We start from the raw sequence: 26,950 nt of genomic DNA, 5'->3' as shown, positions 1-26,950 counted from the left end.
GTAGGACCCGAAAGGGATTCACGGCTAGACCTTTGACTAGTGAAAGATCCGCCAAAGGAAACCCAAACTGCGACCGAACGGACACCTAAATCTGACGGGCGGCCCAGAGCAGCCCCCGTTCGGTGATCGTCCGGATCGCCGGCAGGGTCAGGTCGTCGAGCTTGTGGCCGACCGTCGAGACGAAGACCCGCCCGGCACCCCAGGACCTGGTCCACACCGCCGGCAGGGTGACCGACCGGTCCCACGGCGTACGCTCGGCCGCCCCGGCCCCCTCCCGCACCGCCGGTTCCGGGTCGAAGGTCACCGTCGCGAGTACCTCGTTGAGCGGGTCGGTCAACACCCAGTACTTCTCGGTGTGCAGCCGTACCGCCCCGATGTCCCGGACGATCGGGTGGTCGGCCCGCTCCGGCAGCACCGTCAGCTCGTGGTCGAGGAAGCCCGGCGGATGGTGCACGAAGACCCCGCCGGTGAGCTGGTGGTACGCGTTGTGGTGGAAGGCGCCGACGATCCCGCCGTGCCAGCCGGCGAACCCGGTCCCGGCCCGGACCGCCGCGACCAGTCCGGCCGCCTGCTCGTCGCTGATCGTCCCGATCGACCAGCACTGCACCACCAGGTCGGCGGCGGCCATCCGGTCCGGGTCGGCATACACGGCCAGGTCATCGTGGACCTCGATCCTGAAACCCGCGTCCCGGAGGAACGGGAGGAACAACTCCGTCGCGGCCACCGGGACATGTCCCTCCCAACCACCCCGTACCACCAGCGCGTCTCGCACCGCCAAACCTCCGTCCCGCAACGCACCTCGGCCCGGCGCGGGTCCGCACCGGGCCGAGCAGGATCATGTCATCCCGCCGCCGTTCAGGTCGCCGCCGGCGGAGTCGCCGCGTTCGGCGACGGCGGCGTCAGGTCGTCGACATAGGTCGGCCGGCCGCTCACCGCGTCGCGTACCTTGTCGACCACCCCCAGCGCGGGTTCGACCAGCCGGTTCCACGGCGGTGTCGCCGGGGCGTCCGGGTGCGGCCGGGTCGGCGCGGCCTCCTCGGCGATCTCCACCCGGTTGCCGAGCCGGATCAGGTCGGCGTCACTGGCCGCTGCCCGCAGCGCGGGGAAGATCTCCGTCGAGGCGGTCGACGCGTGCCGGCGGAGCTGTCCGGTGACCTCTTCGGCGAGTTCGGCGAAGCGCGGCTCGGTCGGCGTGACCTGCGCGAGTTCCCGCAGCGTACGCAACATGTCGTCGTCCGCCGCGATCTCCCGGTCGGCCAGCGGCCCACCCTCGGGCAGCGCACTTCGCACGGTCGGGTAGAGGTACTGCTCCTCGCCGGAGAGGTGCCGGGCGACGGTCGCGGTCAGCACCTCGGCGACCTGGCTGCGCCGCTCCGGTGCGGTGTCGTCGGTCAGCTCGCCGCAGAGCGCCACGATCTGGTCGTGCTCCTCGGCGAGCAGGTCCACCATGCTGCGTCCGCCGGGACGGTAGTCCTCGTCGTCACCGGTCGGGGGCAGCGGCGGCAGTGGCACGCTCACGATTGGCCTCCTCACTGTGGTCCGCCGATCCGGCCGGTCCATCGACCGGCGCTGCTCCGCGGACATCCGCAGGTACCCTCCGGTCCAGATGGCGAAACCCGACACCGGGTGGGGGCGGGACGCACCAGGCCGCTCGGCTGGTATGAAGAACCGCATGAGTAGCCAGCCCGCGTCCACCCACCCGAGCGCCGCCGACGAGGTCGTCGACCTGTGCCGGGACCTGCTCCGGATCGACAGCAGCAACACCGGGGACCCCGAGACCACCGTCGGTGAACGGGTCGCCGCGGAGTACGTGGCGGCCAAGCTCGCCGAGGTCGGCGTGGAGTCGCAGCTTCGCGAGTCCGCCCCCGGCCGGACCAGCCTGGTCGCCCGGATCCCCGGCACCGACCCGGGCCGGGGAGCGCTGCTGGTGCACGGGCACCTGGACGTCGTACCGGCCGACGCGGGCGAGTGGTCGGTGCACCCGTTCTCCGGCGAGATCGCCGACGGCTACCTCTGGGGCCGGGGCGCCATCGACATGAAGGACTTCGACGCGATGGTGCTCGCGGTGGTCCGCGACTGGCAGCGCACCGGGGTACGCCCACCCCGTGACCTGGTGCTGGCCTTCACCGCCGACGAGGAGGCCGGTGGCGAGTACGGCGCGCACTTCCTGGTCGACCGGCACCCCGAGCTGCTGGAGGGCGCCACCGAGGCGATCGGCGAGGTGGGCGGCTTCTCCTACACGGTCAGCCCGGACCTGCGGCTCTATCTCATCGAGACCGCCGAGAAGGGCCTGGAGTGGCTGCGGCTGCACGCCCGGGGCCGCCCCGGGCACGGCTCCATGGTGCACGATGACAACGCCGTTACCGCGCTGGCCGAGGCGGTGGGCCGGGTCGGCCGGCACCGCTTCCCGATCGTGGTCACCCCGACCGTGCGGGCCTTCCTGGAGCAGGTCTCCGAGGCACTCGGCATCGACCTCGACCCGAACGACCCGGAGTTGGCGATCGCCAAGCTGGGGCCGATCGCCAACCTGATCGGCGCGACGATCCGGAACACCGCCAACCCGACCCGGCTGGCCGCCGGCTACAAGGACAACGTGATCCCCAGCCGGGCCAGCGCCACCATCGACTGCCGGAGCCTGCCCGGCCAGTCCGAGCTGCTGATGGAGCAGCTACGCGAGGTGATCGGGCCGGACATCGAGATCGAGCACGTCCAGCGGCAGCCGGCGCTCGAGACCAGCTTCGACGGCGACCTGGTGGACGCGATGGCGGCGGCGCTGCGGGCCGAGGACCCGGGCGCCCGGCCGGTGCCGTACATGCTCTCCGGCGGCACCGACGCCAAGGCGTTCGCCAAGCTCGGCATCCGATGCTTCGGCTTCGCGCCGCTGCGGCTGCCGGCCGACCTGAACTTTTCCGCGCTCTTCCACGGCATCGACGAGCGGGTGCCGGTCGACGGACTACAGTTCGGCGTGCGGGTGCTCGACCGGTTCCTGCGGCAGAGCTGACCGCCCGCCTGGCACATCCGGCGGCACTCGTCTACGGTTCCCCGGTTGATCCATCTACTTCCGGTTCCACCTATTCTCGGTCCGTCAATCCCGGCCCGCGTCGGCGCATCGAATTCCCGCCCGCGCCGCGGTCGGCGGGCTGGCGACATCGCAGCGAAGGGACAGGCCACACCATGACCGACCAGCACGCCGAGCTGGACGCCGCCCTGGAACGGGTCATCGAGACCGCCCGGGCGCACCTCGCCGCCGTCCGGGCCGCCGAGGGCCGGATCGACGACGATGCCGTCTGGCAGGCGTACGTCGAGCTCAACAACGCGTCGTACGAGTACGACGAGCAACTGCTCGACGCCTTCGGCGAGGTCACGCCGTGGGACGTGGAGGCGATCGACCCGGACGAGGCGGACGAGCGCTTCGGGGTGGGCCTGGGCGGTGCCGACGGCTCCGAGCCGAGCGACCCGCACCCGCTGGTCCTCTCCGTACGCCATCGGCGCGACTACCGGGTGCCGAGCGTCGCCGCCCTGCTCCGGGTGGCCCAGGCCGCCCGGCGGGCCGCCGTACCGGACGAGGAGGAGGCGCCGGCGGTGGAGGGTGTCGGCGAGGCGGTGCTGGAGCTGCTGCAGACCGGGGACGGGTCGCTCGGCGCCCTGGACATCCCGGAGCTGGAGCCGCTGGACGGTGTCGTGATGGTCAGCGAGGTGTCCGTCCCGCTCGACCTGGAGTCCTTCGACGACGAGGACAGCAGCGGACCGTTCACGCCGGGGGCCGACGACCGGCTCGTCGGTCGGCTGGACGAGCACCCGTTCCTGTCGGACGCCGACGAGGAGTCCGAGCGGGCCCGGTAGGAGGGTCGGTCGGACGCGGTGTGAGCGCCGCGCGGTTCAGGTTGAAAAAGGTTCAGTAGGAGAGGCCCGGTTGCGACTGGTTGACCACGCGACGCCGCAGCACCACCTGCCGCGTACCGTCACGGAACAGTCGCACCCGGGCCAGCTCCCAGCCGGAGAACTCGGCTTGGATAGCCAGTTGCGCCATCGCGGTCATCCGGTCGACATTCGGCGGTAACCGCAATGGCGCGTATTCGTAGTCCATGTCCTCTATCCTGCCCACGCCCGCGGGGCGACACCAGTCCTTCCCCGGGGTGAGCCACGAGGTGTCCGCCTCCGGGGGCGGCTGTCCGCTTTCGGGGTCAGCTGTCCCGTTCCGGATAGCCGACCGGGACGGCCGAGACGTCGTCGAGGGCCCGGGTGATCTCCAGCGGCATCGTCATCCGCTCCACCTGGAGCGCGCCGAGCAGTTGACCGACGGTGCGGGCGCCGAGGATCGGGGCGACCACGCCCGGCCGGTCCCGTACCCAGGCCAGCGCTACCTCCAGCGGCGACACCCCGAGACCACCGGCCGCGGTGGCCACCGCCTCCACGATGCTGGAGCAGCGCGGCTCCAGATAGCGGGCGACGAAGGGTTCGAAGTGCGCCGAGGCGGCCCGGGAGTCGGCCGGGCGGCCGTGCCGGTACTTCCCGGTCAGCACCCCGCGCCCCAGCGGCGACCAGGGCAGTACGCCGAGTCCGAGCCCCTCGCAGGCGGGCAGCAGCTCCCGTTCGATGCCGCGTTCCAGGAGCGAGTACTCCACCTGGGCGGCGACCACCGGGGCCCGGCCGGGAAAGGCGGCCTGCCAGGTGGCGGCCTGTGCGGTCTGCCAGCCGGAGAAGTTGGAGACGCCGACGTACCGGACCCGGCCGCTGTGCACCGCGTGGTCCAGCGCGGCCAGCGTCTCCTCCAGCGGGGTGGCCGGGTCGTAGCCGTGCACCTGCCACAGGTCGACGTGGTCCGTGCCGAGCCGGCGCAGTGAGGCGTCCAGGGTGCGCAGCAGATGGCCCCGCGAGGTGTCCCGGCGGCGGCCGGCACCCGGTCGCAGCCCCGCCTTGGTGGCGATCAGCAGGTCGTCGCGGGGCACCAGGGTGCCGAGCAGCGAGCCGATCACCGCCTCGGCGTCACCGTCGCCGTAGACGTCGGCCGTGTCGACGAGGTTGCCCCCGGCGTCCAGGTAACTCTTGAGTTGGGCGGCAGCGTCGTCCGCATCGGTGTCCCGACCCCAGGTCATGGTGCCGAGCGCGAGCCGGGAAACCGCCAGCCCGCTTCGGCCGAGCGGTCGCTGTTGCATGGTTGAACCTTATTCAGAACATCGCTCCGCCGATATCCTCGCTCCCACCATCCCGCTCCGGGTCGACCGGTACAAAGCCGACGTCCGGGCACGGGTCCGGCATCGGCGGGTCAGCGGAGGACGTTCGGGGGTCATTGCGTACCCTGATGCGACTTGCGGATAGGTGGGGGAGAAGAACCAGTGCGACTCGGGCTCAGCCTCGGATACCAGACTGCGTGGAGCACTCCGGCGGACCATCTGGCCCTCGCCCGGGAGGCGGATCGGCTCGGCTATTCGGTGGTCTGGGCCGCGGAGGCGTACGGCTCGGACTCGCCCAGCATGCTGGCCTGGCTGGCCGGCCAGACCGAGCGGATCGACGTCGGCTCGGCAGTGATGCAGATCCCGGCCCGCAGCCCGGCGGCCACCGCGATGACCGCCGCCACCATCGACGCGGTCTCCGGCGGCCGGTTCCGGCTCGGACTCGGCGTCTCCGGCCCGCAGGTCTCCGAGGGCTGGCACGGGGTGCGGTTCGCCAAGCCGCTGGCCCGGACCCGGGAGTACGTCGACATCGTCAAGCTGGCCATCGCCCGCAAACCGGTGGAGTACGACGGCACGCACTACCGCCTGCCACTGCCGGACGGCCCCGGCAAGGCGCTCCGGCTCGGCTTCCACCCGCCCCGCGAGGAGATCCCGATCTACCTGGCCGCGGTCGGCCCGAAGAACCTCGAACTCGCCGGTGAGATCGCCGACGGCTGGCTGGCGATCTTCTTCGCCCCGGACTTCGCCGCCGAACAGCTCGGCACCGTCGCCGCCGGCCGGGCCAGGGCCGGCAAGGAACTCGCCGGCTTCGACGTGGTGCCCAGCGTGCCGGTGGTGGTCGGCGACGACGTCGCCAACTGCGCCGAGCTGGTCCGCTGGTACGCCGCGCTCTACGTCGGCGGGATGGGCAGCCGGGAGCAGAACTTCTACAACCAGCTTGCCACCCGGATGGGCTACGGCGACGCCGCCCGCGAGGTGCAGGACCTCTACCTGGCCAAACGGCAGCGCGACGCGGCCGCGGCCGTACCACTGGAGTTCATCGACCGGACGTCCCTGCTCGGCCCCAAGGAGCGGATCGCCGACCGGATGCGCGAGTACGCGGCGGCCGGGGTCACCACGCTCTCGCTGACCCTCTTCGTCGCCGACGCGGACAGCGGCATCCAGACCCTGCGTACCTGCGCCGAGGCGCTGGATCTCGCCGGGGTCGGCGAGTGAACCTTTTTCGACCTGAACCGCGTGGCGCTCACGCACGGCGTCCGATCCTGCGGTCCAGCGGACCGCAAGGGGACGTGGAAAAGGGTTCAGTGAGCGGGCGGGGACACCGAAGGCCGGCGGGCGACGGGCGGGGTACGGCGATGAGCGGGGTGCGCGGGTGAGCTGGATCGAGGCAATCGTCCTGGGCATCGTCCAGGGTCTCACCGAGTTCCTGCCGGTGAGTTCGTCCGGTCATCTGCGGATCACCTCGGCGATCTTCTTCGACCAGGACGCCGGGGCGTCGTTCACCGCGGTCACCCAGCTCGGCACCGAGGCCGCCGTGCTGCTCTACTTCGCCAAGGACATCTGGCGGATCACCCGGGTCTGGGTGATCGGGATCTGGGACAAGTCGGTCCGGTCGAGTCTCGACTACCGGATGGGCTGGTACGTGATCATCGGCTCGATCCCGATCGGCGTATTCGGTTTCCTGTTGAAGGACCAGATCCGCACCGCCGCCCGGAACCTGTGGCTGGTCGCCACCACGTTGATCGTCTTCGCGTTCGTGCTGGCCTTCGCCGAGTACTGGGGCCGGCAGACCCGTCGACTGGAGAACTTCACCCTCCGGGACGGCATCGTGATGGGCTTCGCCCAGGCGATGGCGCTGATCCCCGGGGTGTCCCGGTCCGGCGGCACGCTGACCGCAGGGCTCTTCCTCAACCTGACCCGCGAGGCGGCGGCCCGGTACTCGTTCCTGCTGGCCATTCCGGCGGTGGTGATGTCCGGGCTGTTCAGCGTGCCGGACGTCTTCGACACCAGCGGTGGCGGGTCGATCCCGAGCCCGGCGCAGATGATCGTGGCCACGGTGATCGCCTTCGGGGTCGGCTACGCCGCCATCGCCTGGCTGCTGCGCTATGTCGCACATCACACCCTCTACGTCTTCGTGCTCTACCGGGTGGCGCTGGGCAGCCTGGTCCTGGCGCTGCTGCTGACCGGCACGATCAGCGCGACCTGACCCCCGCACGCCCACGGGTCGCCCGCCGCGCGGCGCCTGCTCGGTGTGGATCGGCGGGCGCCGCCCGGTCGACCCGCCGGCTCGCGCCGGCGGCCCGACGGCCGGAACGTAGGGTGTGGTCGTGGCAACCCTTCTGCTCCTCCGGCACGGCCGGACCACGGCGAACGCCGACGGCGGCCTGGCCGGACGGCAACCCGTCGAACTCGACGAGACCGGCCGGGCCCAGGCGGCCGCGGTGGGCGGCCGGCTCCGGGCGATCCCGCTGGCGGCGGTGGTGACCAGCCCGCTGATCCGCTGCCGGCAGACCCTGGAGCTGGCGCTGCCCGACGCCGTACCGGTGGTCGAGGAGGGGCTGATCGAGTGCGACTACGGCGCCTGGCAGGGCCAGCCGCTGAAGAAGCTGGCCAAGGATCCACTGTGGCAGGTGGTGCAGCAGCACCCGAGCGCCGCGATCTTTCCGGACGGGGAGTCGATGGCCGGGATGGCGGCCCGGGCGGTCGAGGCGGTACGCCGCTGGGACGCCCGGATCACCGCCGAGCACGGGCCCGAGGCAGTCTGGCTGGCGTGCAGCCACGGTGACGTGATCAAGGCGATCGTGGCGGACGCGATGGGCGTACATCTGGACCAGTTCCAGCGGATCGTGGCGGATCCGGGCTCGGTGACCGGAATCCGCTACACCCCGGTCCGCCCCTTCGTGTTGCGGCTCAACGACACCGGCGGCGACCTGACCAGTCTGGTCCCGCCGCCCCCCACCCGCCGCCGCCGCTCCCGGGCGGTCTCCTCGGACGCGGCGGTCGGCGGCGGCGTGGGCGCGGCCGGCGCCGGGTCGGCGTCCCCGGACGGTGCCGCCACCCGCTCCCGGGCGGTCTCCTCGGGTGCGGCCGGTGGGCTGGGGGTGCCCGGCACCGGGGCGGGCGCGGCCGACGGGCGGAAACGGTGATCGCCCGGCCCGGTCGGATCGGCCTGAACGGTGGCCCGCCGCGACCGGATCGGGGCGTACGGTGATTCGGGTCGGTGGGCTGCACGGTATGGTATCCGGCCGGATAGGGTCGTGGGTATGACCCACCAGGTGCACGCATTCGAGCCGCCCGAGCGGTTCGTCGCCGGAACTGTGGGTCCGCCGGGTGAGCGGACGTTCTTCCTCCAGGCGCGCGGCGGAGGCCGGCTGGTCAGCGTCGCGCTGGAGAAGGTCCAGGTCTCGCTGCTGGCCGAGAAGCTGGAGGAGCTGCTGACCGAGGCGCACCGGCGGTTCGGTGTCGAGCTGCCCGAGCCGCCCCCGGTCACCTCGGACAACGAGCCGCTGGACACGCCGGTCGACGAGGAGTTCCGGGTCGGCACCCTCGGCCTGGCCTTCGACGTCGACACCGCCACGGTGGTGATCGAGGCGATCGCCGCCGGGGAGGCCGAGGCGGAGGTCGAGCTCGGCGGCGAGGAAGAGGTCGACGAGGAGGACGAGGAGCCGGACGACGACCTCGACCGGCTGCGGGTCCGGTTGACCCCACAGGCGACCCGCGAGTTCATCGAGCGGGCCCGGCGGGTGGTGGCGGCGGGCCGGCCGCCGTGCCCGCTCTGCGGCCAGCCGCTGGACCCGGCCGGGCACCTCTGTCCCCGACACAACGGCTACCACCGGTGACCGTCGCACTCCTGCGACCGGGACCGGCCCGGTGACCTCCTCCGAACTGCGGCCCGTGCTGGACGAGGGCGACGCCCTGCGCCTCCTGCAGGGGGGCGAATTCGAGCTGGAGGGTCGGTTGGTCGACGCCTCCAACACGACCCTGCGCGGGTCCCTGACCCTGGACGGGGTCACCGCCCGCTGCGTCTACAAGCCGATCCGGGGTGAGCGTCCGCTCTGGGACTTTCCCGACGGCACCCTGGCCGGTCGGGAGGTCTCCGCCTACCTGGTGTCCCGGGCCACCGGGTGGGACCTGGTCCCGCCGACGGTGCTCCGGGACGGCCCGCTCGGCCCCGGCGCCTGCCAGCTCTGGATCGACGAGCCGGAGCAGGCCGAGCCGCTGGTCGGGTTCGTACCGGCCCGGAGCCTGCCGGCCCGGTGGTTCCGGGTCGCGGCCGCCCGTGACGACGACGGCGCCCCGTACGCCCTCGCGCACGCCGACGACCCCCGGCTCGCCCGGCTCGCCATTCTCGATGCAGTGATCAACAACGCGGACCGCAAGGGCGGGCACGTGCTCGTCGGGCCGGACGACCGGATCTACGGCGTCGACCACGGGGTCTGCTTCCACTTCGAGGACAAGCTTCGGACGGTGCTCTGGGGCTGGTCCCGGCGGGACCTGCCGCCGGACGCGCTGGAGATGCTGACCGGGCTGGCCCGGGAGCTGACCGGCCCGCTGGGGGAGTGCCTGGCCGAGCACCTGACGGTCGGCGAGGTCGCCGCGCTGGCCCGCCGGGTCGACCGGCTGCTGGCGACGGCCCGGTTTCCGGAGCCGTCCGAGGAGTGGCCGGCCATGCCCTGGCCGCCGATCTGAGCCCCGTCTCCGGCCGCGGCCGTGATCGCCGCCGGCCCGACTTCGGCCGCTGCCGGCCCGTCTTCGGCCGCCGCCGTGATCGCCGCTGGGCAGTGCCGGCCGCCGCCGGCCGCTGCCGTGATCACCGTTGGGCGGTGCCGTAGCAGGCCCGCTCCGGCCGTCCGGGCGGTCCTGTCGATCTGATCACCCCGCCCGCCGGGCCGGGGTTCGAGTCCGCCCGGCTGACTAGGCTGGTGACCATGGAAACCTGGATGGGTCACGAGATTCCGCGGCTGCCGGGCAGGGGACCGCGGCTCGCTCTGTACGACTCGGCGCGCCGCGGCGTGCACCCGACCCGCCCCTCCGGGCCGGCGACGATGTACGTCTGCGGGATCACCCCGTACGACGCGACCCATCTGGGGCACGCCGCCACGATGATCGCCTTCGACGTCGTACAGCGGGTGTGGCGGGACGGCGGCCATCCGGTCAGCTACGTGCAGAACGTCACCGACATCGACGATCCGCTGCTGGAGCGCGCCGAGCGGGACGGCGAGGACTGGGTGGTTCTGGCGATGCGGGAGACCGCGCTGTTCCGGGAGGACATGGAGGCGCTGCGGATGATCCCGCCCGCCTACTACGTCGGCGCCGTCGAGTCGATCCCGGCGATCGCGGAGAAGGTTCGGGCGCTGCTGGACGACGATGCGGCGTACCGGCTCGACGACGGCACCGGGGACGTCTACTTCGACGTCTCCGCCGCGCCCCGGTTCGGTTACGAGTCCAACCTCTCCCGGGAGGAGATGCTCGGCTACTTCGCCGAGCGGGGCGGGGATCCGGACCGGGCCGGCAAGCGGGACCCGCTCGACCCGCTGCTCTGGCGTGGTGCCCGGGACAGCGAGCCGGCCTGGGAAGGCGGCCCGCTCGGCCCCGGCCGGCCGGGCTGGCACATCGAGTGCGCGGTGATCGCGATGGCGCTGCTCGGGGACACCATCGACGTCCAGGGTGGCGGCAACGACCTGCTCTTTCCGCACCACGAGTGTTCCGCGGCGCACGCCGAGCGGCTGACCGGGGCGGAGCCGTTCGCCGGGCACTACGTACACGCCGGGATGATCGGCCTGGACGGCGAGAAGATGTCGAAGTCGAAGGGGAACCTGGTCTTCGTCTCCCGGCTCCGGGCCGACCACGTGGACCCGATGGCGGTCCGGCTGGCGCTGCTCGCCGGCCACTACCGCAGCGACCGGGAGTGGACCGACGACCTGCTCAAGGAGGGCACGAAGCGGCTGGCCCGGTGGCGGGAGGCCGCCGCGGCGCCGTCCGGGCCCGCCGGCCCGGACCTGCTGGCCGGGGTACGCGAGCGGCTCGCCGACGACCTGGACACGCCGGGCGCGTTGGCCCTGGTGGACCGTTGGGCGGATGCCGCGCTGGCCCGGTCCGGTGCCGACCCGGCCGCGCCCGACCTGATGGCCGCCACCGTGGACGCCCTGCTCGGCATCAAGCTGTAGCCGGCCTCGAAGGGGCTCACCCGCCACCGGGCCTGTTCCCTCGGCGGCCTGCTCGCCAGCGGCTGTAGGCGCCTCGGACGCCCCTCCTCGCCGTCGGCCCCGGCGGGGAGGGGCGTTGTCGCGGCCCGGACGGGACCTCGGGACGTCGCTCAGCCGAGTACCAGTCCCGGGTCCGGGTCGGCCTCCGGCGTCGGGCCGGGGACCTGGTACCGCTCGGTCAGCGTGGTCATCGGGCCGGGCCAGGTCGCCTGGGCCACCTCGATCGGCCGGTGACTTTCGTCGTAGGCGACGTGCAGCAGGTGCAGCACGGGTGTGTCCGGCCGGATCTGGAGGATCTCCGCCTCCTCCCGGCTCGGCTGCCGGGCGCTGATCTGGTCGGTCGCCGACACGTAGCGCCGGCCGATCACCTCCTCGGCCTCCTGGTAGAGCGGCCGGCCGTACGCCTCCATCCGCTCCAGGCTGGTGCCGGCAGCGTCGGCGGCGCGGAACCAGGAGGCGCCGACCTCCACCGGCACCTCCTCGGTGCGCACCAGGTGCCGCCGGACGATCAGCTCGGTGCCGTCCGGCACCCCGAACGCGTCGGCCACCTCGGGTGGGGCCGGTGCCCGGCCGACCTGCACCAACTGCTGCCGGTACCGGGCGGCCAGGTCGGCGTGGTAACCCCGGTGGCCGCCGTACCGGCCCCGGGAGAGGCGGTTGAGTCGGCGCCGGGTACCCCGGACGTACGTGCCGGAACCCGGCTTGGTGATCAGTACGCCCTCCACCCGGAGCTGGTCGATGGCGCGCTGCACGGTCTGCTTGGCCACCCCGAACATCTCGGCGATGGCCGGGATGGACGGCAGCCGCTCACCGGCCGCCCAGTCACCCGCCCGGATCCGTGCCCGCAACTGGGTTGCGATCTGCCGGTGGGGGAACTCGGCCGCTCCCGGATTGATCTGCACCGCTGCTCCGTCCAGGTCGTGAGCCAAGAAAACGCTAGGTTCCTAGGATGCCGTACAGAGTGTGCGCCCGGCAACCGGAACGGCAGTGAACCACCGAAACCCAATCCCTTGTTCGGGACGGCCCATCGTCAGTGCCGACACCCGTCTGCGGCGCTTTCTCCTGGCACACCGCTGCTCACCTGGACACCAGAGGCGCCACCACCCCTCGGTAGCGCCTCTGGTGTCCAGGTCGACGTGGCAGCTATCCGGTAGCGCCGGGAGCGGGGGCTGGGCGGTGGGTAGGTGGGGTGCGGCACGGGGTGTGGTGGTCAGCCGGGGACGTCACAGGTGGAAGCGGGACGGTGTCGCGGCCGGGTGTCACCCGTCTGAGAAAGGCACGCCGGAGTGGCCGGGCCGCCGGCCGGCCCCTGCTGCTCGGCCGGCGCGGCAACCCGGGTCTACCAGGAGCCGGCGGTGGGGCCGGCCGAGCCGCCGCGACGGCGCAGGTACTTCTCGAACTCCTGGGCGATCTCGTCGCCGGTCAGCGGCTGGATGCCGGCGTCTCCGACCCGTTCCTCCAGCTCGCGGACGTATTCGCCGAGCTCGGCGTCCTGCTCGGCGGCGGTGCGGACCCGCTGCTCCCACTCGGCGGCCTCCTCGGCCAGGTCCGACATCGGGACGGGCAGGTCGAGCACCTCCTCGACCCGGTGCAGCAGGGCCAGCGTCGCCTTCGGGCAGGGCGGATTGTTGGCGTAGTGCGGCACGTGCACCCAGAACGACACGGCGTCGACCTCGGCCCGGGTGGCCGCGTCGTGCAGCACACCGACGATCCCGGTAGGGCCGTCGTAGCGGGTCGGGGTGAGCTGGTAGCGCTCGGCGGCGTCCTTGTCCGAGGCGCTGCCGCTGATCGGCAGTGGTCGGGTGTACGGCACGTCGGCCAGGAGCGCGCCGAGCAGCACGATCCGGTTGATCTCCAGGCTGTGGCAGAGCTCCAGCACCTGCTCGCAGAAAGTGCGCCAGCGCATGCTCGGCTCGATGCCCCGGATCAGCACCACGTCCCGGTCGGTACCGTCCGGGCTGGCCCGCATGAACCGGGTGGTCGGCCACTCGACCCGGCGGGTCTCGCCGTCGGCCATCGTGATCGTCGGTCGGCTCACCTGGAAGTCGTAGAACTCCTCGGGGTCGAGTTCGGTGATCTGGCGTGCCTGCCACACCTGTTCGAGGTGTTCGACCGCTGCGGTGGAGGCGTCGGCCGCGTCGTTCCAGCCCTCGAAGGCCGCGATCGCGACCGGCGAGCGCAGTACGGGCAGCCCGTCGAACTCAGTCACGCCCTACCCCCAGCGTGCGTGCCACGGCCGAGCCGGGCGGTCCGGTGCCGTCCGGTCGTGCCCGCGATGTGCCTGGTGCTGCCGTCCCTGTTGTCCCTCACGTCCGTCAGCCTACGTCCCTGACTCGGATGCGGCCCGCCGGCCGCGCCGGCTCGGCCGCCGGGGGAGCGCTCCGGGCGGTCAGCCGCCATCGGGTCGGCCCGGACATCCAGGACGGAAGGGGCGATTGTCCGAGGACGTACGTTGCGGAACCCTACGCCTACAACGGGTTGCCGGAGGGCCGTCCGGACTAGCCTGGAGCCGTGCCGACTCCGCTACGTGACGCGCTCGGCGACCGGGTGCTGGTCGCCGACGGCGCGATGGGGACGATGTTGCAGGCGGCCGAGCTGACCCTCGACGACTTCGAGGGGCACGAGGGGTGCAACGAGATACTCAACGTGACCCGCCCCGACGTCGTCCGGTCGGTCCACGAGGCGTACCTCGCCGCCGGGGCGGACTGTGTCGAGACGAACACCTTCGGCACCAACCTCTCCGCGCTGCGCGAGTACGGCATCGAGGACCGGATCACCGAGCTGGCCGAGGCCGGCGCCCGGCTGGCCCGGCAGGCCGCCGACGCGGCGGGTACCCCGGAGCGGCCCCGGTACGTGCTCGGCGCGATGGGGCCGGGGACCAAGCTGCCGACATTGGGACACCTGGGCTACCGGGAGCTGCGCGACGCGTACCGGCGCAACGCGGCCGGGCTGGTCGCCGGTGGCGTGGACGGGCTGATCGTGGAGACCTGCCAGGACCTGCTCCAGGTCAAGACGGCGGTGGTCGGCGCCCGACGGGCGCTGGCCGAGGCGGGTCGGGAGCTGCCGGTGATCTGCCACGTCACGGTCGAGACCACCGGGACGATGCTGCTGGGCAGCGAGATCGGCGCGGCGCTGACCGCGCTGGAGCCGCTCGGCATCGACCTGATCGGCCTCAACTGCGCCACCGGGCCGGCCGAGATGACCGAGCATCTGCGCTACCTTGCCCGGCACGCCCGGATCCCGCTGTCGGTGATGCCGAACGCCGGCCTGCCGGAGCTGACCGCCGACGGGGCCCGCTATCCGCTGACCCCGGAGGAGTTGGCGGACGCGCTTGCGGGGTTCGTGGCCGACTACGGGCTCTCCCTGGTCGGCGGCTGTTGCGGCACCACGCCTGCGCACATCCGGGCGGTGGTGGACCGGCTGGGTGGCGTGGTGCCGCCGCCCCGGACGCCGGAGCCGGAGCCCGGGGTGGCGAGCCTGTACCACCAGGTGCCGTTCGCCCAGGACGCCAGCGTGCTGATGGTCGGCGAGCGCACCAACGCCAACGGCTCCAGAGCGTTCCGGGAGGCGATGCTGGCCGGGGACTGGCAGGCGTGTGTGGAGATCGCCCGGAGCCAGGCTCGGGACGGGTCGCACCTGCTCGACCTCTGCGTCGACTACGTCGGCCGGGACGGCGTACGCGACATGCGGGAGATCGCCGGACGGTTCGCCACCGCCTCCACCCTGCCGATCGTGCTGGACTCGACCGAGCCGGCGGTGATCGAAGCCGGGCTGGAGATGCTCGGCGGCCGGTGCGTGGTCAACTCGGTGAACTTCGAGGACGGCGATGGCCCCGACTCCCGGTACGCCCGGGTGCTGCCGCTGGTCCGCGAGCACGGCGCCGCGGTGGTGGCACTGACGATCGACGAGGAGGGGCAGGCCCGGACGGCCGACTGGAAGGTACGGGTGGCGTCCCGGCTGGTCGACGACCTCACCGGCCGGTGGGGAATCGACGTGCGGGACATCCTGGTCGACTGCCTCACCTTCCCGATCGCCACCGGCCAGGAGGAGACCCGCCGGGACGGCATCGAGACGATCGAGGCGATCCGGGAGATCGCCCGCCGCTATCCGGGGGTCAACTTCACGCTCGGCATCTCGAACGTCTCGTTCGGGCTGAACCCGGCGGCCCGGCAGGTGCTCAACTCGGTCTTCCTGCACGAGTGCGTGCAGGCCGGACTGACCAGCGCCATCGTGCACGCCAGCAAGATCCTGCCGATGGCCAGGATCCCGGACGAGCAGCGCGAGGCGGCGCTCGACCTGGTCTACGACCGGCGCCGGCCCGGCCACGACCCGGTGCAGCGGTTCATCGAACTCTTCGAGGGGGTGGACGCCGCCTCGGCCCGGGCCACCCGGGCGGAGGAGCTGGCCGCGCTGCCGGTCGACGAGCGGCTGAAGCGGCGGATCGTCGACGGCGAGCGCAACGGGCTGGAGGCCGACCTCGACGAGGCGCTGAGCAACCGGCCGGCGCTGACCATCATCAACGAACTGCTGCTGGACGGGATGAAGGTGGTCGGCGAGCTGTTCGGCGCCGGCCAGATGCAGTTGCCCTTCGTACTCCAGTCGGCCGAGGTGATGAAGGCCGCGGTGGGCCATCTCGAACCGCACATGGAGAAATCCGACGACGGCGGCAAGGGCCGGATCGTGCTTGCCACCGTCAAGGGCGACGTGCACGACATCGGCAAGAACCTGGTCGACATCATCCTGTCCAACAACGGCTACGAGGTGGTCAACCTCGGGATCAAGCAGCCGGTCGCGGCGATCCTGGAGGCCGCCGAGGAGCAGGCCGTGGACGCCATCGGGATGTCCGGTCTGCTGGTGAAGAGCACCGTGGTGATGAAGGAGAACCTGGCCGAGATGGCGTCCCGGGGGGTCGCCGGGCGCTGGCCGGTGCTGCTCGGCGGTGCGGCGCTGACCCGGTCGTACGTCGAGGACGACCTCCGGTCGACCTACCCGGGCGAGGTGCACTACGCCCGGGACGCCTTCGAGGGACTGTCCCTGATGGACCGGCTGATGGCGGCGAAGCGCGGCGGCGCCCCGGTGGTGGACGCCGAGCGGGAGGCGGCACTGGCCGCCCGGCGGGCCCGCCGGGACCGGCAGCGGGCCCGGGCGACGGCGGCGCTGCCGGACCTCTCCGACGACTCGGTCCGCTCCGACGTGGCGACCGACGTCGCGGTGCCGGCGCCGCCGTTCCTGGGCACCCGGGTCGTCAAGGGCATCCCGCTGGCCGACTACGCGGCCCTGCTCGACGAGCGGGCGACTTTCCTCGGCCAGTGGGGGCTGCGCGGTTCGCGCGGCGGCGCCGGGCCGAGCTACGAGGAACTGGTCGAGACCGAGGGCCGGCCCCGGCTGCGCTCCTGGCTCGACCGGCTCGCCGCCGACCGGGTACTGGAGGCGGCAGTGGTCTACGGGTACTTCCCGGCCTGCTCCGACGGCAACGACCTGGTGGTGCTCGACGAGCGGGGCGCCACCGAACGGGCCCGGTTCAGCTTCCCCCGGCAGCGGCAGGAGCGCCGGCTCTGCCTCGCCGACTTCTTCCGGCCCCGGGGCGACCAGCTCGACGTCGTCGCGCTGCAACTGGTCACCGTGGGGCAGTCGATCAGCGAGTACGCCGCGAAGCTCTTCGCCGGTGACGAGTACCGGGACTACCTGGAGGTGCACGGGCTGTCGGTGCAGCTCACCGAGGCCCTCGCCGAGTACTGGCACCGCCGGATCAGGGCCGAGCTGACCCTGCCCGACGGCTGTACCGTGGCCGACGACGACCCGGACGACCTCGAAGGGCTGCTGCGCACCGACTACCGGGGTTGCCGGTACGCGTTCGGTTATCCGGCCTGCCCGGATCTGGAGGACCGGGCGAAGCTGGTCGAGCTGCTCGGTGCGGAGCGGATCGGGGTCCGGCTCTCCGAGGAGTTCCAGCTCGTACCGGAGCAGGCGACCGATGCCATCGTGGTGCACCATCCGGAGGCCAGCTACTTCAACGCCAGGTGACCGACGGCGGAGAGACGCCCGGTAACCGGCGGAGGTAATTGCCGGCGAACCCCGGCGCACTCGGGAACGCCGTGGATAGCCTCCGGATGGAGGCCGAATCCGTCTCGTGTCCGGGCACGGTCGCCGCCGAGGGGGTGCCATGGCCACGTCGTTCACGCTGGACCGGCCGGGCGGGTCGGCGGCGGACGGGCTACCGGTCGCCTCCGCCGGCCAGCGGTGGATCCTCCGGGCGGTCGCGATCTGCGACGACCCGTGCCAGATCTGGTTCGTGGAGCGGATGACCGACCGGTCCGGTCCGGGGCTGCACGACGACGTCGAGGCGCTGATCGCCCGGGGTGCGCTCGCGGACTCGCCCGGCGGCCTGCGACCCGGCTCGGTCGCGTTGCGCGATGCCGTACGCCGGGGTATCCCGCCGTCGTTGCTGGCCGCGCTGCACAACCGTGCGGCCGGCGTACTGGCCGACGAGGCGCATGCGGCGGCCGCCGCCGAGCACCTGCTCCGGGTGCTGGAGGTGGCCGGGCGGGTCGACGTACCCCTGGTGTCCCGGGTGGTCGCCGATCCGGCGGTCGATTCGTCGACGGCGGCCGACCTGCTGCTCGCGGCCCGGGCCGGTGAGAATCCCGCGCTCGGTCCGGAGCTGCGCCGGGACTGGGCGCTGGCCGCGGTCGACCACCTGATGCTGGCCGGCCGGATCGAGCCGGCGCTGGCGATCCTGGGCGACGAGATCGCGGCCGACCGGGCCGGTGCCGGATACCGGGCGTTGCTGCTCGGCCGGCTCGGCGCCTGGTACGCCACCGGTCGGCCGTCGCTGGCCTTCGACTACCTGGACCGGGCCCTGGCCCAGCCCGACCTGCTGCCCGGGCACCGGAGCTGGCTGCTGACCACGCTGGCCGCCGTGGCTGGCCGGCTCGGTCGGCCGGACGTCGAGTCGCTGCTCGCGGCGGCGGACCGGGCCCAGGCCGACGCGCCAAGCCCGGACGGCGAGATCCGGTTGGCGCTGGCCCGGGCCGGGAGCGCCCTGGCCGGCGGGGATCTGCCGGCCGCCCGGCAGGTGCTCGGCCAGGTCGACCCGAGCGCCCCGGCGGCCCGGGCACAGGCCGCCATCCTGCGGGCCGAACGGATCGCCTGCCAGCTCGCCTGCGGCGAGTACGACGAGGCCGGCACCGCGCTGCGGTTCGCCGAGGTCGATCTGGGCAGCCTGGGCGGGGCGGCCCAGCCGATGCTGGCGGCGCTGGACTGCCGGCTCCGGGTGGTCGCGGGTGAACTGCCGGAGGCGTCGGCCCGGGCCGGCCTGGTGCTGCGGCGCTGTCCCCCCGGCCAGCTCGCCGACGAGGTCCACGCCGAACTGCTGGCGGTACGGGTGGAGGTGGCGTTCCGGCAGGGCGAGCCGGCGACCGCCCGCGAGCTGCTGGCCGGGGTCGAGCCGCCGATGGACTGGCCCGACGCCGTGGCGTGGGTACGGCTGGCCGGTGCCGCCGCCTTCGATCCGGAGCCCGGCCGGCACGCCGGGTTGCTCCGGGCGGCCGTCGACACGCTGGCCCGGTCGGTACGCCCGCTGCTCCTGGTCCCGCAGCAGGCGCCGGCGCTGACCCGGGCCGCCCTGCTGCTCGGCGACCCGCACCGGGCACGGCAGCTCGCCGACCATCTGGTCCGGATCGCCGAGCGGGTGGACAGCGGCCTGTGGTGGGGCGTCGCGCAGCACGTCGCCGGGCTGGTGGAGCAGGATCCGGTACTGCTGCGCGACGCGGTGGCGCAGTTGCGTACCACCTCGGCCCGGCCGGTGCTGGCCGACGCGCTGCACGACCTGGCCGGTACGCCGGGCACCGGGCGGGCGGAGGCCCGGCGGGCGGCCGAGGAGGCCGCCGCGCTGTTCGGCCGGCTCGGTGCGACCGGTGACCAGGAGCGGGCGGTCCGTCGCGGGCGGGCCCTGGTGGCGTCGGACCGCCGGCACCGGGCCGGCCGGCACGGCGCCGGGTTCGCCGCGTTGACCGCCGCCGAAACCCGGGTCGCCGAACTGCTGGCCGGCGGGGCGACGAAGCAGCAGGCGGCGGCGAGCCTGTTCGTCTCTTTCCACACCGTCGACGCCCAGCTCCGCGCGGTGTACGCGAAACTGGGCGTGCGGAACCGGCTGGAACTGGCCCGCTTGTGGGCCGCCCGGGAGAACCCGAGCCGGCCCGCCCCGGCACCGTCCGAGCCGGCGGGGCCCGCCCCGGCACCGTCCGAGCCGGCGGGGCCCGTTCCGGCACCGGGCGAGCCGGCGGGGCGCGACTGATCGGCCGGTGCGGTCCGGCCGGGCCCGGCGCGGTGCTGCCCCGGGTTAGGAGGCGATCGGCCGCTTCGTCCTCGGGATCGACTCGACCAGCGAGCGGGGTAGGTTGAGGGTGTCGGCGGAGACCTGCGGCGGGGTGTTCGCCATCCACTGGGCCAGCGAGATGTCCTCGAACCGCGGGTTGCGGAACATCTCCAGGAACACCAGCGGGTCGCTGCCGGTGTTCTCGATGTAGTGGCCGTAGGCGAACGGCACGTAGCCGACGTCGCCGGACCGGTAGTCGAAGGTCCGGTTCACGCCGGAGCTGGCGAAGACTCCCATCCGGCCGGAACCGGAGATGTAGTACTGCCACTCGTCGTCGGTGGGATGCCAGTGCAGTTCGCGCATCGCGCCCGGCTCGATCTCCACCAGCGCCGCGCAGATGGTGGTGGAGGCGGCGAAGTTCGTCACGTCGGCGATTCGTACCGTGCCGCCGTCGAAGCGCTCGGGCGCCTGGGCGTGCAGCCGGTGCTTGAAGGTACGCGGTACGTCCCCGGTCGGGCTGACCACCCGGTCCGAGTCGAGCGGGGGCGGTACCTGCCCTCGGAAGATGTACTTCTCCTTCTCCGGCAGGTCGGCGAGTTGCTCCGTACGCCAGCCGAAGTTCTTCGCGATCACCTCCTTCGGGGTGTGCGCGAAGAAGTCGCTGATCAGGAAGGTGCTGTTCTCCGAGAAGGCCCCGTCGTCGAAGACGAGCAGGAACTCCACCCCGTCGTCGAGAGCCTGGATGTGGTGCGGCACCCCCTTCGGGAAGAACCACAGGTCGCCCTGGGAGACGTCGTCGAGGAAGTTGCGCCCCTCCTGGTCGACCGCGCCGATCCGGCAGCTTCCGGCCAGCACGTACGCCCACTCGGCCTGCTTGTGCCAGTGCAGCTCGCGGTAGGCGCCCGGTTCGAGGGCCATGTCGACCCCGGAGAGGGTGCTGGCGATCGGCAACTCGCGCTGGGTCACCTCGCGGGTCCAGCCGCCCTCCTCGATCCGGGTGTGCGCGTTGGAGAACGAGAACCTCAGGTTGGGCACCGTGCCACGGTCGGTCGCTGGCGGTACCAGCAGGTCCGGGTTCTGCCGGTCCAGCCCGACGTTGCGGGGTCCGACGTCGAGGCCGCCCGCGGTACCGCGTTTCGGCTCGGGCAGGTCGTCGCGCGACGTTCGGCTCATACCAGTTCTTCCCTTCGTCGACTGATTTCCGGTGGTCGGGTCCGCTGCACGCGCTCGTGTTGCGGCGGCCGCGGGGCGGCCGTGCCGAGCAGGAGCGTCCGCACCAGCGGAGATCCACCGTGCAGCCCGACGGCGGCCGGGATGGCGAGACAGGTCAGGGCCAGCACCAGGACCGTCCAGAGTGGTGCGCCGGTCAGCGCGGCACCGACGGTCAGTACGGTGAGGGCGCCGAGGTTGCGCCGGGTCCGGCCGAGCGGAACGGTCATGGAACTTCCTTTCGGATGGTCGCGCGGACGCTCCCGGCCCTGCGGCGGCGGGCGCGGCTGCCGCTCGGAACCGGACGGAGCGCGGCGGGCCGCGCCGGGCGTGGCGGCCACGGCGCCGGGTGGTGGCCGTGGTGGCCGCGATCAGGAGTCAGGCTCCGGCGGCGGGCTCAGTCGTCGGCGGTTCCGGTCCGGTCGGTTCCGGCCCGTCCCGACGGGGCGTTGGTCGTCGTCACGCCTTCGGTCTAGCCGGGAACCGCGGCGACAATCTCACGTGATCGCGGGAAATGCGGCCCGGCGCGGCATCCGGGCCGTCCGATGCGCGAGCTGTTCGACGTCGCCGTGGTCGGGTCGGCCGGTGCGCGCGGCCGACGCACTCCGCATACCTGGTACCGCGCCGTCCATACTTGTGGCGTGTCTCCGGCCGCTCACCGGACAGGGTTGGCCCGGTGCCCGCCCTGGGAAGTGTTCTGGTCCGTCGACCCGTGGGAGGCCGCGATGCGTCCGTTGCGCCGTACCGACCGGTTCTGGCCGCCGCTCGCGCTGATCGTGACGCTGGTCGTCGCGGGCGCCTGCTTCGCCGGTGGGACGGGCGAGGACGATCCGTCGGTGCCGGGCGATCAGGGTACGCCCGCCGCGAGCGGCAGCGCCGGGGCCGACGGCACCATGACGGTGGACGAGTTCGAGCGCGACATCGAGGGTGCGGTGCGGGTCGCCGAAGAGTACTGGACGGGGCGGTTCGAGGCGTCGGGGGAGCGGTTCCAACCGATCCGCCGGATCGTCACCTACCAGCGGGACGGCGAGGTCGACTGTGCCGGCCAGGGGCTGCCGCGCAACAACGCCGTCTACTGCTCGGCGGGCGACTTCATCGCGTACGACGTCAACTGGGCGGTCGCCGCGTTCCGGCAGGTCGGCGACGCGTTCCTGTACTACCTGCTCGGGCACGAGTACGCGCACGGCGTGCAGGTGCGGCTCGGCATCCGGTACGACTTCACCATCCAGCAGGAGTTGCAGGCCGACTGCATGGCCGGGGCGTACCTCGGGGATTCCGTGCGGGACCGGGCGTTGACGATCGAGGACGGCGACCTCGACGAGCTGGGCGCCGGGCTGCGGGCGGTCGCCGACGAGCCGGGCCAGCCGTGGTTCGCGGAGGGGGCGCACGGGACCGCGCAGCAGCGTACCGACGCCTTCTTCGCCGGCTACCAGCGCTCGCTGGACGCCTGCGACCTCGGCTGAGCGACCGGGGCGGCCCGGCCGGTACGACGCCCGGCCCGCCGCTGCGGCTGAGGCATCCGCCACACTTCCGGGCCGGTGCCGGGAGATCGTCGGCCGGCGTTGGCAGGATCGGACCCGGCAGCTCGCGTCCGATCCGGGAGGAAGCCCTGAACAGCCAGCATCTCGCCGCAGTGCTCTTCGACATGGACGGCACGCTGGTGGACAGCGAGCGGTTGTGGGACATCGGGCTCCAGGAACTCGCCGCGCACTACGGCGGCACGCTCTCCGAGGCCGCCCGGCTCGCCATGGTCGGCACCGACATGGCCGTCTCGATGGAGATCCTGCACACCGACCTGGGCCAGCCGTGGCGGGACCCGGCGGTCAGCGCCGCCTGGGTCGACCGCCGGGTCGGCGAGCTGTTCCTGACCGACCTGAAGTGGCGGCCCGGGGCGCTGGCCCTGGTGACCGCGGTACGCGCCGCCGCGGTACCGGCCGCGCTGGTCACCTCCACCCGGCGCGCGGTGGTAGAGATCGCTTTGGAGACGCTCGGCCGGGACACCTTCGACGTGGTGGTCTGCGGTGACGAGGTGGCCGCCACCAAACCGGACCCGGAGCCGTACCTGACGGCGGCCCGGCTGCTGGAGGTGCCGATCTCCCGCTGCGTGGCGATCGAGGACTCGCCGGCCGGGGTGGCCAGTGCGCTCGCCGCCGGAGCCGCCGTACTCGCCGTGCCGCACGCGGTGCCGATCGACCCGGCCGACGGGGTACGCCTGCTGGAGACGCTGACCGAAGTCGACCTGGACCTGCTCTCCGGCCTGCTGTCCGCGCTCGACCTTCCCCGCTGACCGCGCGTCCAGCCGGCGCCCTGGGTGCCGCCACGGCTCCCGACCCGCCGGACACCGTAGCCGGAACACGGCCGAATCGGCGCCTGTGTCCCGGACGCGGCCGGTGGCGTCCAGCAACGGAACGCGCCCCGGCGGTGGCGTCCGGAACAGAACGCGGCCGGGGGCGGCGCCCGTCCCGACGCCGCCCCCGGCCCTGCTGCCCACGGCCACCCCCACGGCCGTGGGCCGGCCCACTACTCGTGCGCGATCGCGCTGAGTACGTTCAGCCGGGCGGCGCGGATCGACGGCAGCACCGCCGCGATCACCCCGACCACGGCCGCCAGGCCGAGGAAGACGCCCATCTCGGTCCACGGCAGCACCAGGTTGGTGATGCCGTCCTCGCGCAGCGCCCGGACCACGGCGGCGCCGAGCCCGGTGCCGACCGCCACCCCGAGCAGGGCACCGAAGACCGAGATCACCACCGCCTCGACGGTGATCATCCGCATGGTTTGTCCGCGCCGCAGCCCGATTGCCCGCAGCAGACCCAGCTCCCGGGTCCGCTCCAGCACCGACAGCGCCAGCGTGTTCACGATGCCGAGTACGGCGATCACGATCGCCAGCGCCAGCAGGATCTGGATCATCGTCAGCAGACCGTCGAGCTGGCCGGCCTGCTGCTCGATGAAGTCGGCCCGGTCGGCGACCGACACCTCGGGGCTGTCCGCGAGCAGCGTCTCGACCCGCGGCATCACCTCGTCGACCGAGGCGCCCGGCGCCAGCTTCAGGTACGCCTGCGTCGGTTGTGGCACCGCGAAGTCGGCCGCCGCCGAGGCCGGGACGACGAACCCGCCGAACAGGTCGGACTCGGTGTAGATGCCGCTCACCGTGTAGGTCCGGGCATCGCCCCGGGACAACTGCACCGGCAGGGTGTCGCCGACCGAGAGACCCCGGTCCTTCGCGGTCTTCGAGTCGACCATGAGCTGGTTGGGGCCGAGCGAGTCGATGCTGCCGGCGGTCGGGGTGGCCCGGTAGATCTCCCGCAGCGCGGGCACGCTGCTGGTCGCGGTGATCCAGCCCTGCTTGCCGCCGATGACCGCGCGGTCGCCGTACAGGCCGGCCACCATGGCCACGCCGGGCAGTCCGGCGGCCTGGTCCAGTACCGCCGGGTCGAAGCTCGGCGGCCGGGGACCGGTCTGCGCCCCGGAGATCACCAGCTCGGCCTGGATGGTGTCCTCGGCCAGCGCGGTAATGCTGCTCTTGGCCGAGTCGAGGATTACCGTCACGCCGGTGACCAGGGCGATCCCGACCATCAGCGCGGCGGCGGTGATCGCGGTACGGCGCGGGTTGCGACCCGAGTTCAGCCGGCCCAGCTTGCCCGGCACCGACCAGGAGAAGAGTCGGCCGAGCAGCCCGACCACCGGGCGGCTGATCAGCGGGGTCAGCAGGGCCACCCCGACGAAGGAGAGCAGCACGCCGCCGAGGATGGTCAACAGGGTGTTGCCCCCGGTGCCGCTGAGGCCGAGTGCCATCAGGGTGCCGCCGAGCGCGGCCACCACCGCACCGGCGGCCGAGATCTTCGTCAGCGGTCGGTCCGGCGTCGCCACGTCCTGCATGGCGGCCACCGGAGGGATCCGTGCGGCCCGCATCGCCGGGAGTACCGCCGCGATGACGGTGACGACCAGGCCGACCGCGAAGGAGCTGATCACCGCGGCCGGGGGTACCCCCAGCCCGGCCAGTTGCAGCCCACCGGCGGTCTGCCCGAAGACGTACGCCAGCAGCGCGCCCACGCCGATCCCGGCGCCGAGCCCGAGTACCGAGGCGACCAGGCCGATCGCGACGGCCTCGACCAGGACCGAGCCGATCACCTGGCGGCGGCCGGCGCCGATCGCCCGGAGCAGCGCGAGCTCTTTGGTGCGCTGGGCGACGATGATCGAGAACGTGTTCAGGATCAGGAAGATGCCGACGAAGAGGGCGACCCCGGCGAAGCCGAGCAGGATGTTGTTGAAGAAGGCGAGTCCCTCCTTCAGCCCGGCGGAGGCGTCCTCGGAGAGCTGTTCGCCGGTCCTGACCACGTAGCCGTCGCCGAGGGTGCCGGCAATCTCGTCGCGCAGCTTCGCCGGGTCGACCCCGTCGGCCGCCTTGACGCTGAGCTCGGAGAAGACACCGGGCTGGCCCAGCATCAGCTCCTGGGCGACCCGTTCGGTGAACGCCACCTCCTGGGCGCCGCCGAGGCTGTCCCGGTCACCGCTGTAGCCGTAGATGCCGACCACGGTGAACTCGCGCTTCGGTTGCAGGGTCAGGATGCCGACCCGGTCGCCGACGACGAGCTTGGCCGCCTTGGCCACCCCCGCGTTGACGGCCACCTCGGTGTCGGCGGTGGGGCCCCGGCCCTCGCGCAGTTGGACCTGACCGCTCTCGCCGGTCCAGTTGGCGCCGATTTGGGGCGGGCCGACGGAGGTCAGCACCTTGCCGTTGCCGCCGATCACCCGGGCGCCGTCGGCCGCCGCCACCCCGGTGGCGCTGGCCACCCCGGGCACCTTACGGACCTGCTCCAGGGTGCTGGCCGGGAAGGTGGCGGCGACCTCCATTCCCTCCATCTCGCTGACGTCGATCTTCGGCTTGGCGCTGACGCCGACGTCGGTGCCGGCGTACGCGTCGCTGAAGACGGTGTCGAAGGACCGGCCCAGGGTGTCGGTGAGGACGAAGGCGCCGGAGACGAACATCACGCCGAGCACGACGGCCAGGCCGGAGAGAACCAGCCGGACCTTGCGGGCGAGCAGGCTCTTCAGGGTCGCGCGCAGCATCAGAGCCCCGCCTCGGCGAGCCCGTCGAGCTTCTTCATGGTGTCCAGCACGGTCTCCGGGGTCGGTTCGATGAGTTCGGAGACGATCTGGCCGTCGGCGAGGAAGATGACCCGGCCGGCGTAGGAGGCGGCCACCGGGTCGTGCGTGACCATCACGATGGTCTGCTGGTATTCGGCGACGGAGCGGCGCAGGAAGCCGAGTACCTCGGCGCCGGCCCGGGAGTCCAGGTTGCCGGTCGGCTCATCGGCGAAGATCACCTCGGGACGGGAGGCGAGTGCCCGGGCACAGGCGACCCGCTGCTGCTGCCCGCCGGAGAGCTGGGCCGGGCGGTGCCCCAACCGGTCCCGCAGCCCGACGGTGTCGATGACGGTGTCGAGCCATTCCTTGTCGGGTTTACGACCGGCGATCGAGAGCGGCAGCAGGATGTTTTCCAGCGCGGTCAAGGTGGGCAGCAGGTTGAACTGCTGAAAGATGAAGCCGACCTTGTCCCGGCGCAGTTTGGTGAGACCCGCGTCACCGAGTCCGGTCACGGCGGTGTCGCCGATATGGATCGTTCCCCGGGTTACCGAGTCGAGGCCGGCGAGGCAGTGCATCAGGGTGGACTTGCCGGATCCGGACGGTCCCATGATGGCGGTGAACCGGGCCCTTTCGAATTCCGCATTCACGCCGCGCAGCGCGACGACCTGTGCCTCCCCGCTGCCGTACACCTTCCACACGTCGTTGGCCCGGGCGGCCATCTGGGCACCTCGAGCTACCGTCGCGGTCACTTTCATCTCCCCCTAGACATTCTTGGTCCGGCCGGACCACCTGGTCCGGCCGGCAGCATCCATCGTCGGCGACCCGGGCAACCCCGGCGTCCGCCCCGCGACGGAGTTCGACGCGGAAATTTGCTGCGGGTGCGCCCTGATACCGAATCAGGGTTGCCCCTGACTGATATGTGTCGGCGCCGTTAACTCCGCCGGTGTCGGCATCCCGGC

General features: G+C 72.6%; 21 protein-coding genes and 1 pseudogene. 12 read left to right on the top strand and 10 right to left on the bottom strand.

The window, feature by feature from the left end; genetic code table 11:
• Positions 1–85 precede the first annotated feature (85 nt).
• Positions 86–772, bottom strand: a complete 687-nt coding sequence (locus R6Y94_RS19010; RefSeq protein WP_318397208.1) for a ThuA domain-containing protein — start codon at positions 770–772, stop codon at positions 86–88.
• Positions 773–855: 83 nt separating this feature from the next.
• Entirely contained in the window at positions 856–1,518 is a 663-nt protein-coding gene (locus R6Y94_RS19005) for a hemerythrin domain-containing protein (RefSeq protein ID WP_318397207.1), read from the bottom strand.
• Positions 1,519–1,672: 154 nt separating this feature from the next.
• Here R6Y94_RS19005 and R6Y94_RS19000 point away from each other — a divergent pair, with 154 nt between their 5' ends.
• Together R6Y94_RS19000 and R6Y94_RS18995 are read left to right on the top strand one after the other, a co-directional pair.
• Positions 1,673–3,001 (top strand): M20/M25/M40 family metallo-hydrolase, encoded by a 1,329-nt coding sequence (locus R6Y94_RS19000; protein WP_318397206.1) that lies wholly within the window; start codon positions 1,673–1,675, stop codon positions 2,999–3,001.
• Positions 3,002–3,174: 173 nt separating this feature from the next.
• Positions 3,175–3,843 (top strand): hypothetical protein, encoded by a 669-nt coding sequence (locus tag R6Y94_RS18995; RefSeq protein WP_318397205.1) that lies wholly within the window; start codon positions 3,175–3,177, stop codon positions 3,841–3,843.
• Positions 3,844–3,895: 52 nt separating this feature from the next.
• Here R6Y94_RS18995 and R6Y94_RS18990 read toward each other — a convergent pair whose 3' ends face one another.
• The gene (locus R6Y94_RS18990; RefSeq protein WP_278061779.1) at positions 3,896–4,087 is read right to left on the bottom strand and encodes a DUF5703 family protein; all 192 of its coding nucleotides are present in this window, start codon (positions 4,085–4,087) and stop codon (positions 3,896–3,898) included.
• A 97-nt stretch (positions 4,088–4,184) separates the two neighbouring features.
• A complete protein-coding gene (locus R6Y94_RS18985; RefSeq protein WP_318397204.1) occupies positions 4,185–5,156 on the bottom strand; it encodes an aldo/keto reductase in 972 nt (323 codons plus the stop codon).
• Positions 5,157–5,336: 180 nt separating this feature from the next.
• Here R6Y94_RS18985 and R6Y94_RS18980 point away from each other — a divergent pair, with 180 nt between their 5' ends.
• The 6 genes and pseudogenes from R6Y94_RS18980 (at position 5,337) to mshC (ending at position 11,341) form a co-directional block, all read left to right on the top strand.
• Complete coding sequence (locus R6Y94_RS18980) at positions 5,337–6,389, top strand: LLM class F420-dependent oxidoreductase (RefSeq protein ID WP_318397203.1); 1,053 nt, start codon at positions 5,337–5,339, stop codon at positions 6,387–6,389.
• 157 nt (positions 6,390–6,546) lie between these two features.
• Entirely contained in the window at positions 6,547–7,380 is an 834-nt protein-coding gene (locus R6Y94_RS18975; protein WP_318397202.1) for an undecaprenyl-diphosphate phosphatase, read from the top strand.
• Between the two features lie 121 nt (positions 7,381–7,501).
• Positions 7,502–8,194, top strand: a pseudogene (locus R6Y94_RS18970) (histidine phosphatase family protein); the annotation flags it as partial.
• A gap of 243 nt (positions 8,195–8,437) precedes the next feature.
• Positions 8,438–9,013, top strand: coding sequence for a DUF3090 domain-containing protein (locus tag R6Y94_RS18965; RefSeq protein WP_318397200.1), 576 nt, complete (start codon positions 8,438–8,440; stop codon positions 9,011–9,013).
• Between the two features lie 31 nt (positions 9,014–9,044).
• The gene (locus R6Y94_RS18960) at positions 9,045–9,863 is read left to right on the top strand and encodes an SCO1664 family protein (protein ID WP_318397199.1); all 819 of its coding nucleotides are present in this window, start codon (positions 9,045–9,047) and stop codon (positions 9,861–9,863) included.
• Positions 9,864–10,102: 239 nt separating this feature from the next.
• Complete coding sequence (mshC, locus tag R6Y94_RS18955; RefSeq protein WP_318397198.1) at positions 10,103–11,341, top strand: cysteine--1-D-myo-inosityl 2-amino-2-deoxy-alpha-D-glucopyranoside ligase; 1,239 nt, start codon at positions 10,103–10,105, stop codon at positions 11,339–11,341.
• 149 nt (positions 11,342–11,490) lie between these two features.
• Here mshC and R6Y94_RS18950 read toward each other — a convergent pair whose 3' ends face one another.
• Positions 11,491–12,282: a GntR family transcriptional regulator gene (locus R6Y94_RS18950; RefSeq protein WP_318397197.1), complete on the bottom strand. Its 792-nt coding sequence runs from the start codon at positions 12,280–12,282 to the stop codon at positions 11,491–11,493.
• Between the two features lie 437 nt (positions 12,283–12,719).
• A complete protein-coding gene (locus R6Y94_RS18945; RefSeq protein WP_318397196.1) occupies positions 12,720–13,589 on the bottom strand; it encodes a PAC2 family protein in 870 nt (289 codons plus the stop codon).
• A 302-nt stretch (positions 13,590–13,891) separates the two neighbouring features.
• On the opposite strand from R6Y94_RS18945, the gene metH reads away from it, so the two are divergent.
• Complete coding sequence (metH, locus tag R6Y94_RS18940; protein ID WP_318397195.1) at positions 13,892–17,404, top strand: methionine synthase; 3,513 nt, start codon at positions 13,892–13,894, stop codon at positions 17,402–17,404.
• A 139-nt stretch (positions 17,405–17,543) separates the two neighbouring features.
• Positions 17,544–19,676, top strand: coding sequence for a helix-turn-helix transcriptional regulator (locus R6Y94_RS18935; protein ID WP_318397194.1), 2,133 nt, complete (start codon positions 17,544–17,546; stop codon positions 19,674–19,676).
• A gap of 45 nt (positions 19,677–19,721) precedes the next feature.
• On the opposite strand, the gene R6Y94_RS18930 is transcribed toward R6Y94_RS18935, so the two are convergent.
• Complete coding sequence (locus tag R6Y94_RS18930) at positions 19,722–20,870, bottom strand: oxalate decarboxylase family bicupin (RefSeq protein WP_318397193.1); 1,149 nt, start codon at positions 20,868–20,870, stop codon at positions 19,722–19,724.
• The gene (locus tag R6Y94_RS18925; protein ID WP_318397192.1) at positions 20,867–21,136 is read right to left on the bottom strand and encodes a hypothetical protein; all 270 of its coding nucleotides are present in this window, start codon (positions 21,134–21,136) and stop codon (positions 20,867–20,869) included. Before R6Y94_RS18925 ends, R6Y94_RS18930 begins: the two co-directional genes overlap by 4 nt.
• A gap of 495 nt (positions 21,137–21,631) precedes the next feature.
• On the opposite strand from R6Y94_RS18925, the gene R6Y94_RS18920 reads away from it, so the two are divergent.
• Both R6Y94_RS18920 and R6Y94_RS18915 read left to right on the top strand, forming a co-directional pair.
• A complete protein-coding gene (locus R6Y94_RS18920; RefSeq protein ID WP_318397191.1) occupies positions 21,632–22,369 on the top strand; it encodes a neutral zinc metallopeptidase in 738 nt (245 codons plus the stop codon).
• A gap of 170 nt (positions 22,370–22,539) precedes the next feature.
• Positions 22,540–23,193, top strand: coding sequence for an HAD family phosphatase (locus tag R6Y94_RS18915; RefSeq protein ID WP_318397190.1), 654 nt, complete (start codon positions 22,540–22,542; stop codon positions 23,191–23,193).
• Between the two features lie 233 nt (positions 23,194–23,426).
• On the opposite strand, the gene R6Y94_RS18910 is transcribed toward R6Y94_RS18915, so the two are convergent.
• Together R6Y94_RS18910 and R6Y94_RS18905 are read right to left on the bottom strand one after the other, a co-directional pair.
• Positions 23,427–25,973 (bottom strand): ABC transporter permease, encoded by a 2,547-nt coding sequence (locus R6Y94_RS18910; protein WP_318397189.1) that lies wholly within the window; start codon positions 25,971–25,973, stop codon positions 23,427–23,429.
• The gene (locus R6Y94_RS18905; RefSeq protein ID WP_318397188.1) at positions 25,973–26,740 is read right to left on the bottom strand and encodes an ABC transporter ATP-binding protein; all 768 of its coding nucleotides are present in this window, start codon (positions 26,738–26,740) and stop codon (positions 25,973–25,975) included. The genes R6Y94_RS18910 and R6Y94_RS18905 overlap by 1 nt, the downstream gene beginning before the upstream one ends.
• Positions 26,741–26,950: the final 210 nt, after the last annotated feature.

The organism is Plantactinospora sp. KLBMP9567 (assembly GCF_033446045.1).
GTDB lineage: Bacteria > Actinomycetota > Actinomycetes > Mycobacteriales > Micromonosporaceae > Plantactinospora.
Note: the sequence above shows the minus strand (reverse complement) of the source record. Positions and strands in the feature narration are given on the sequence as shown.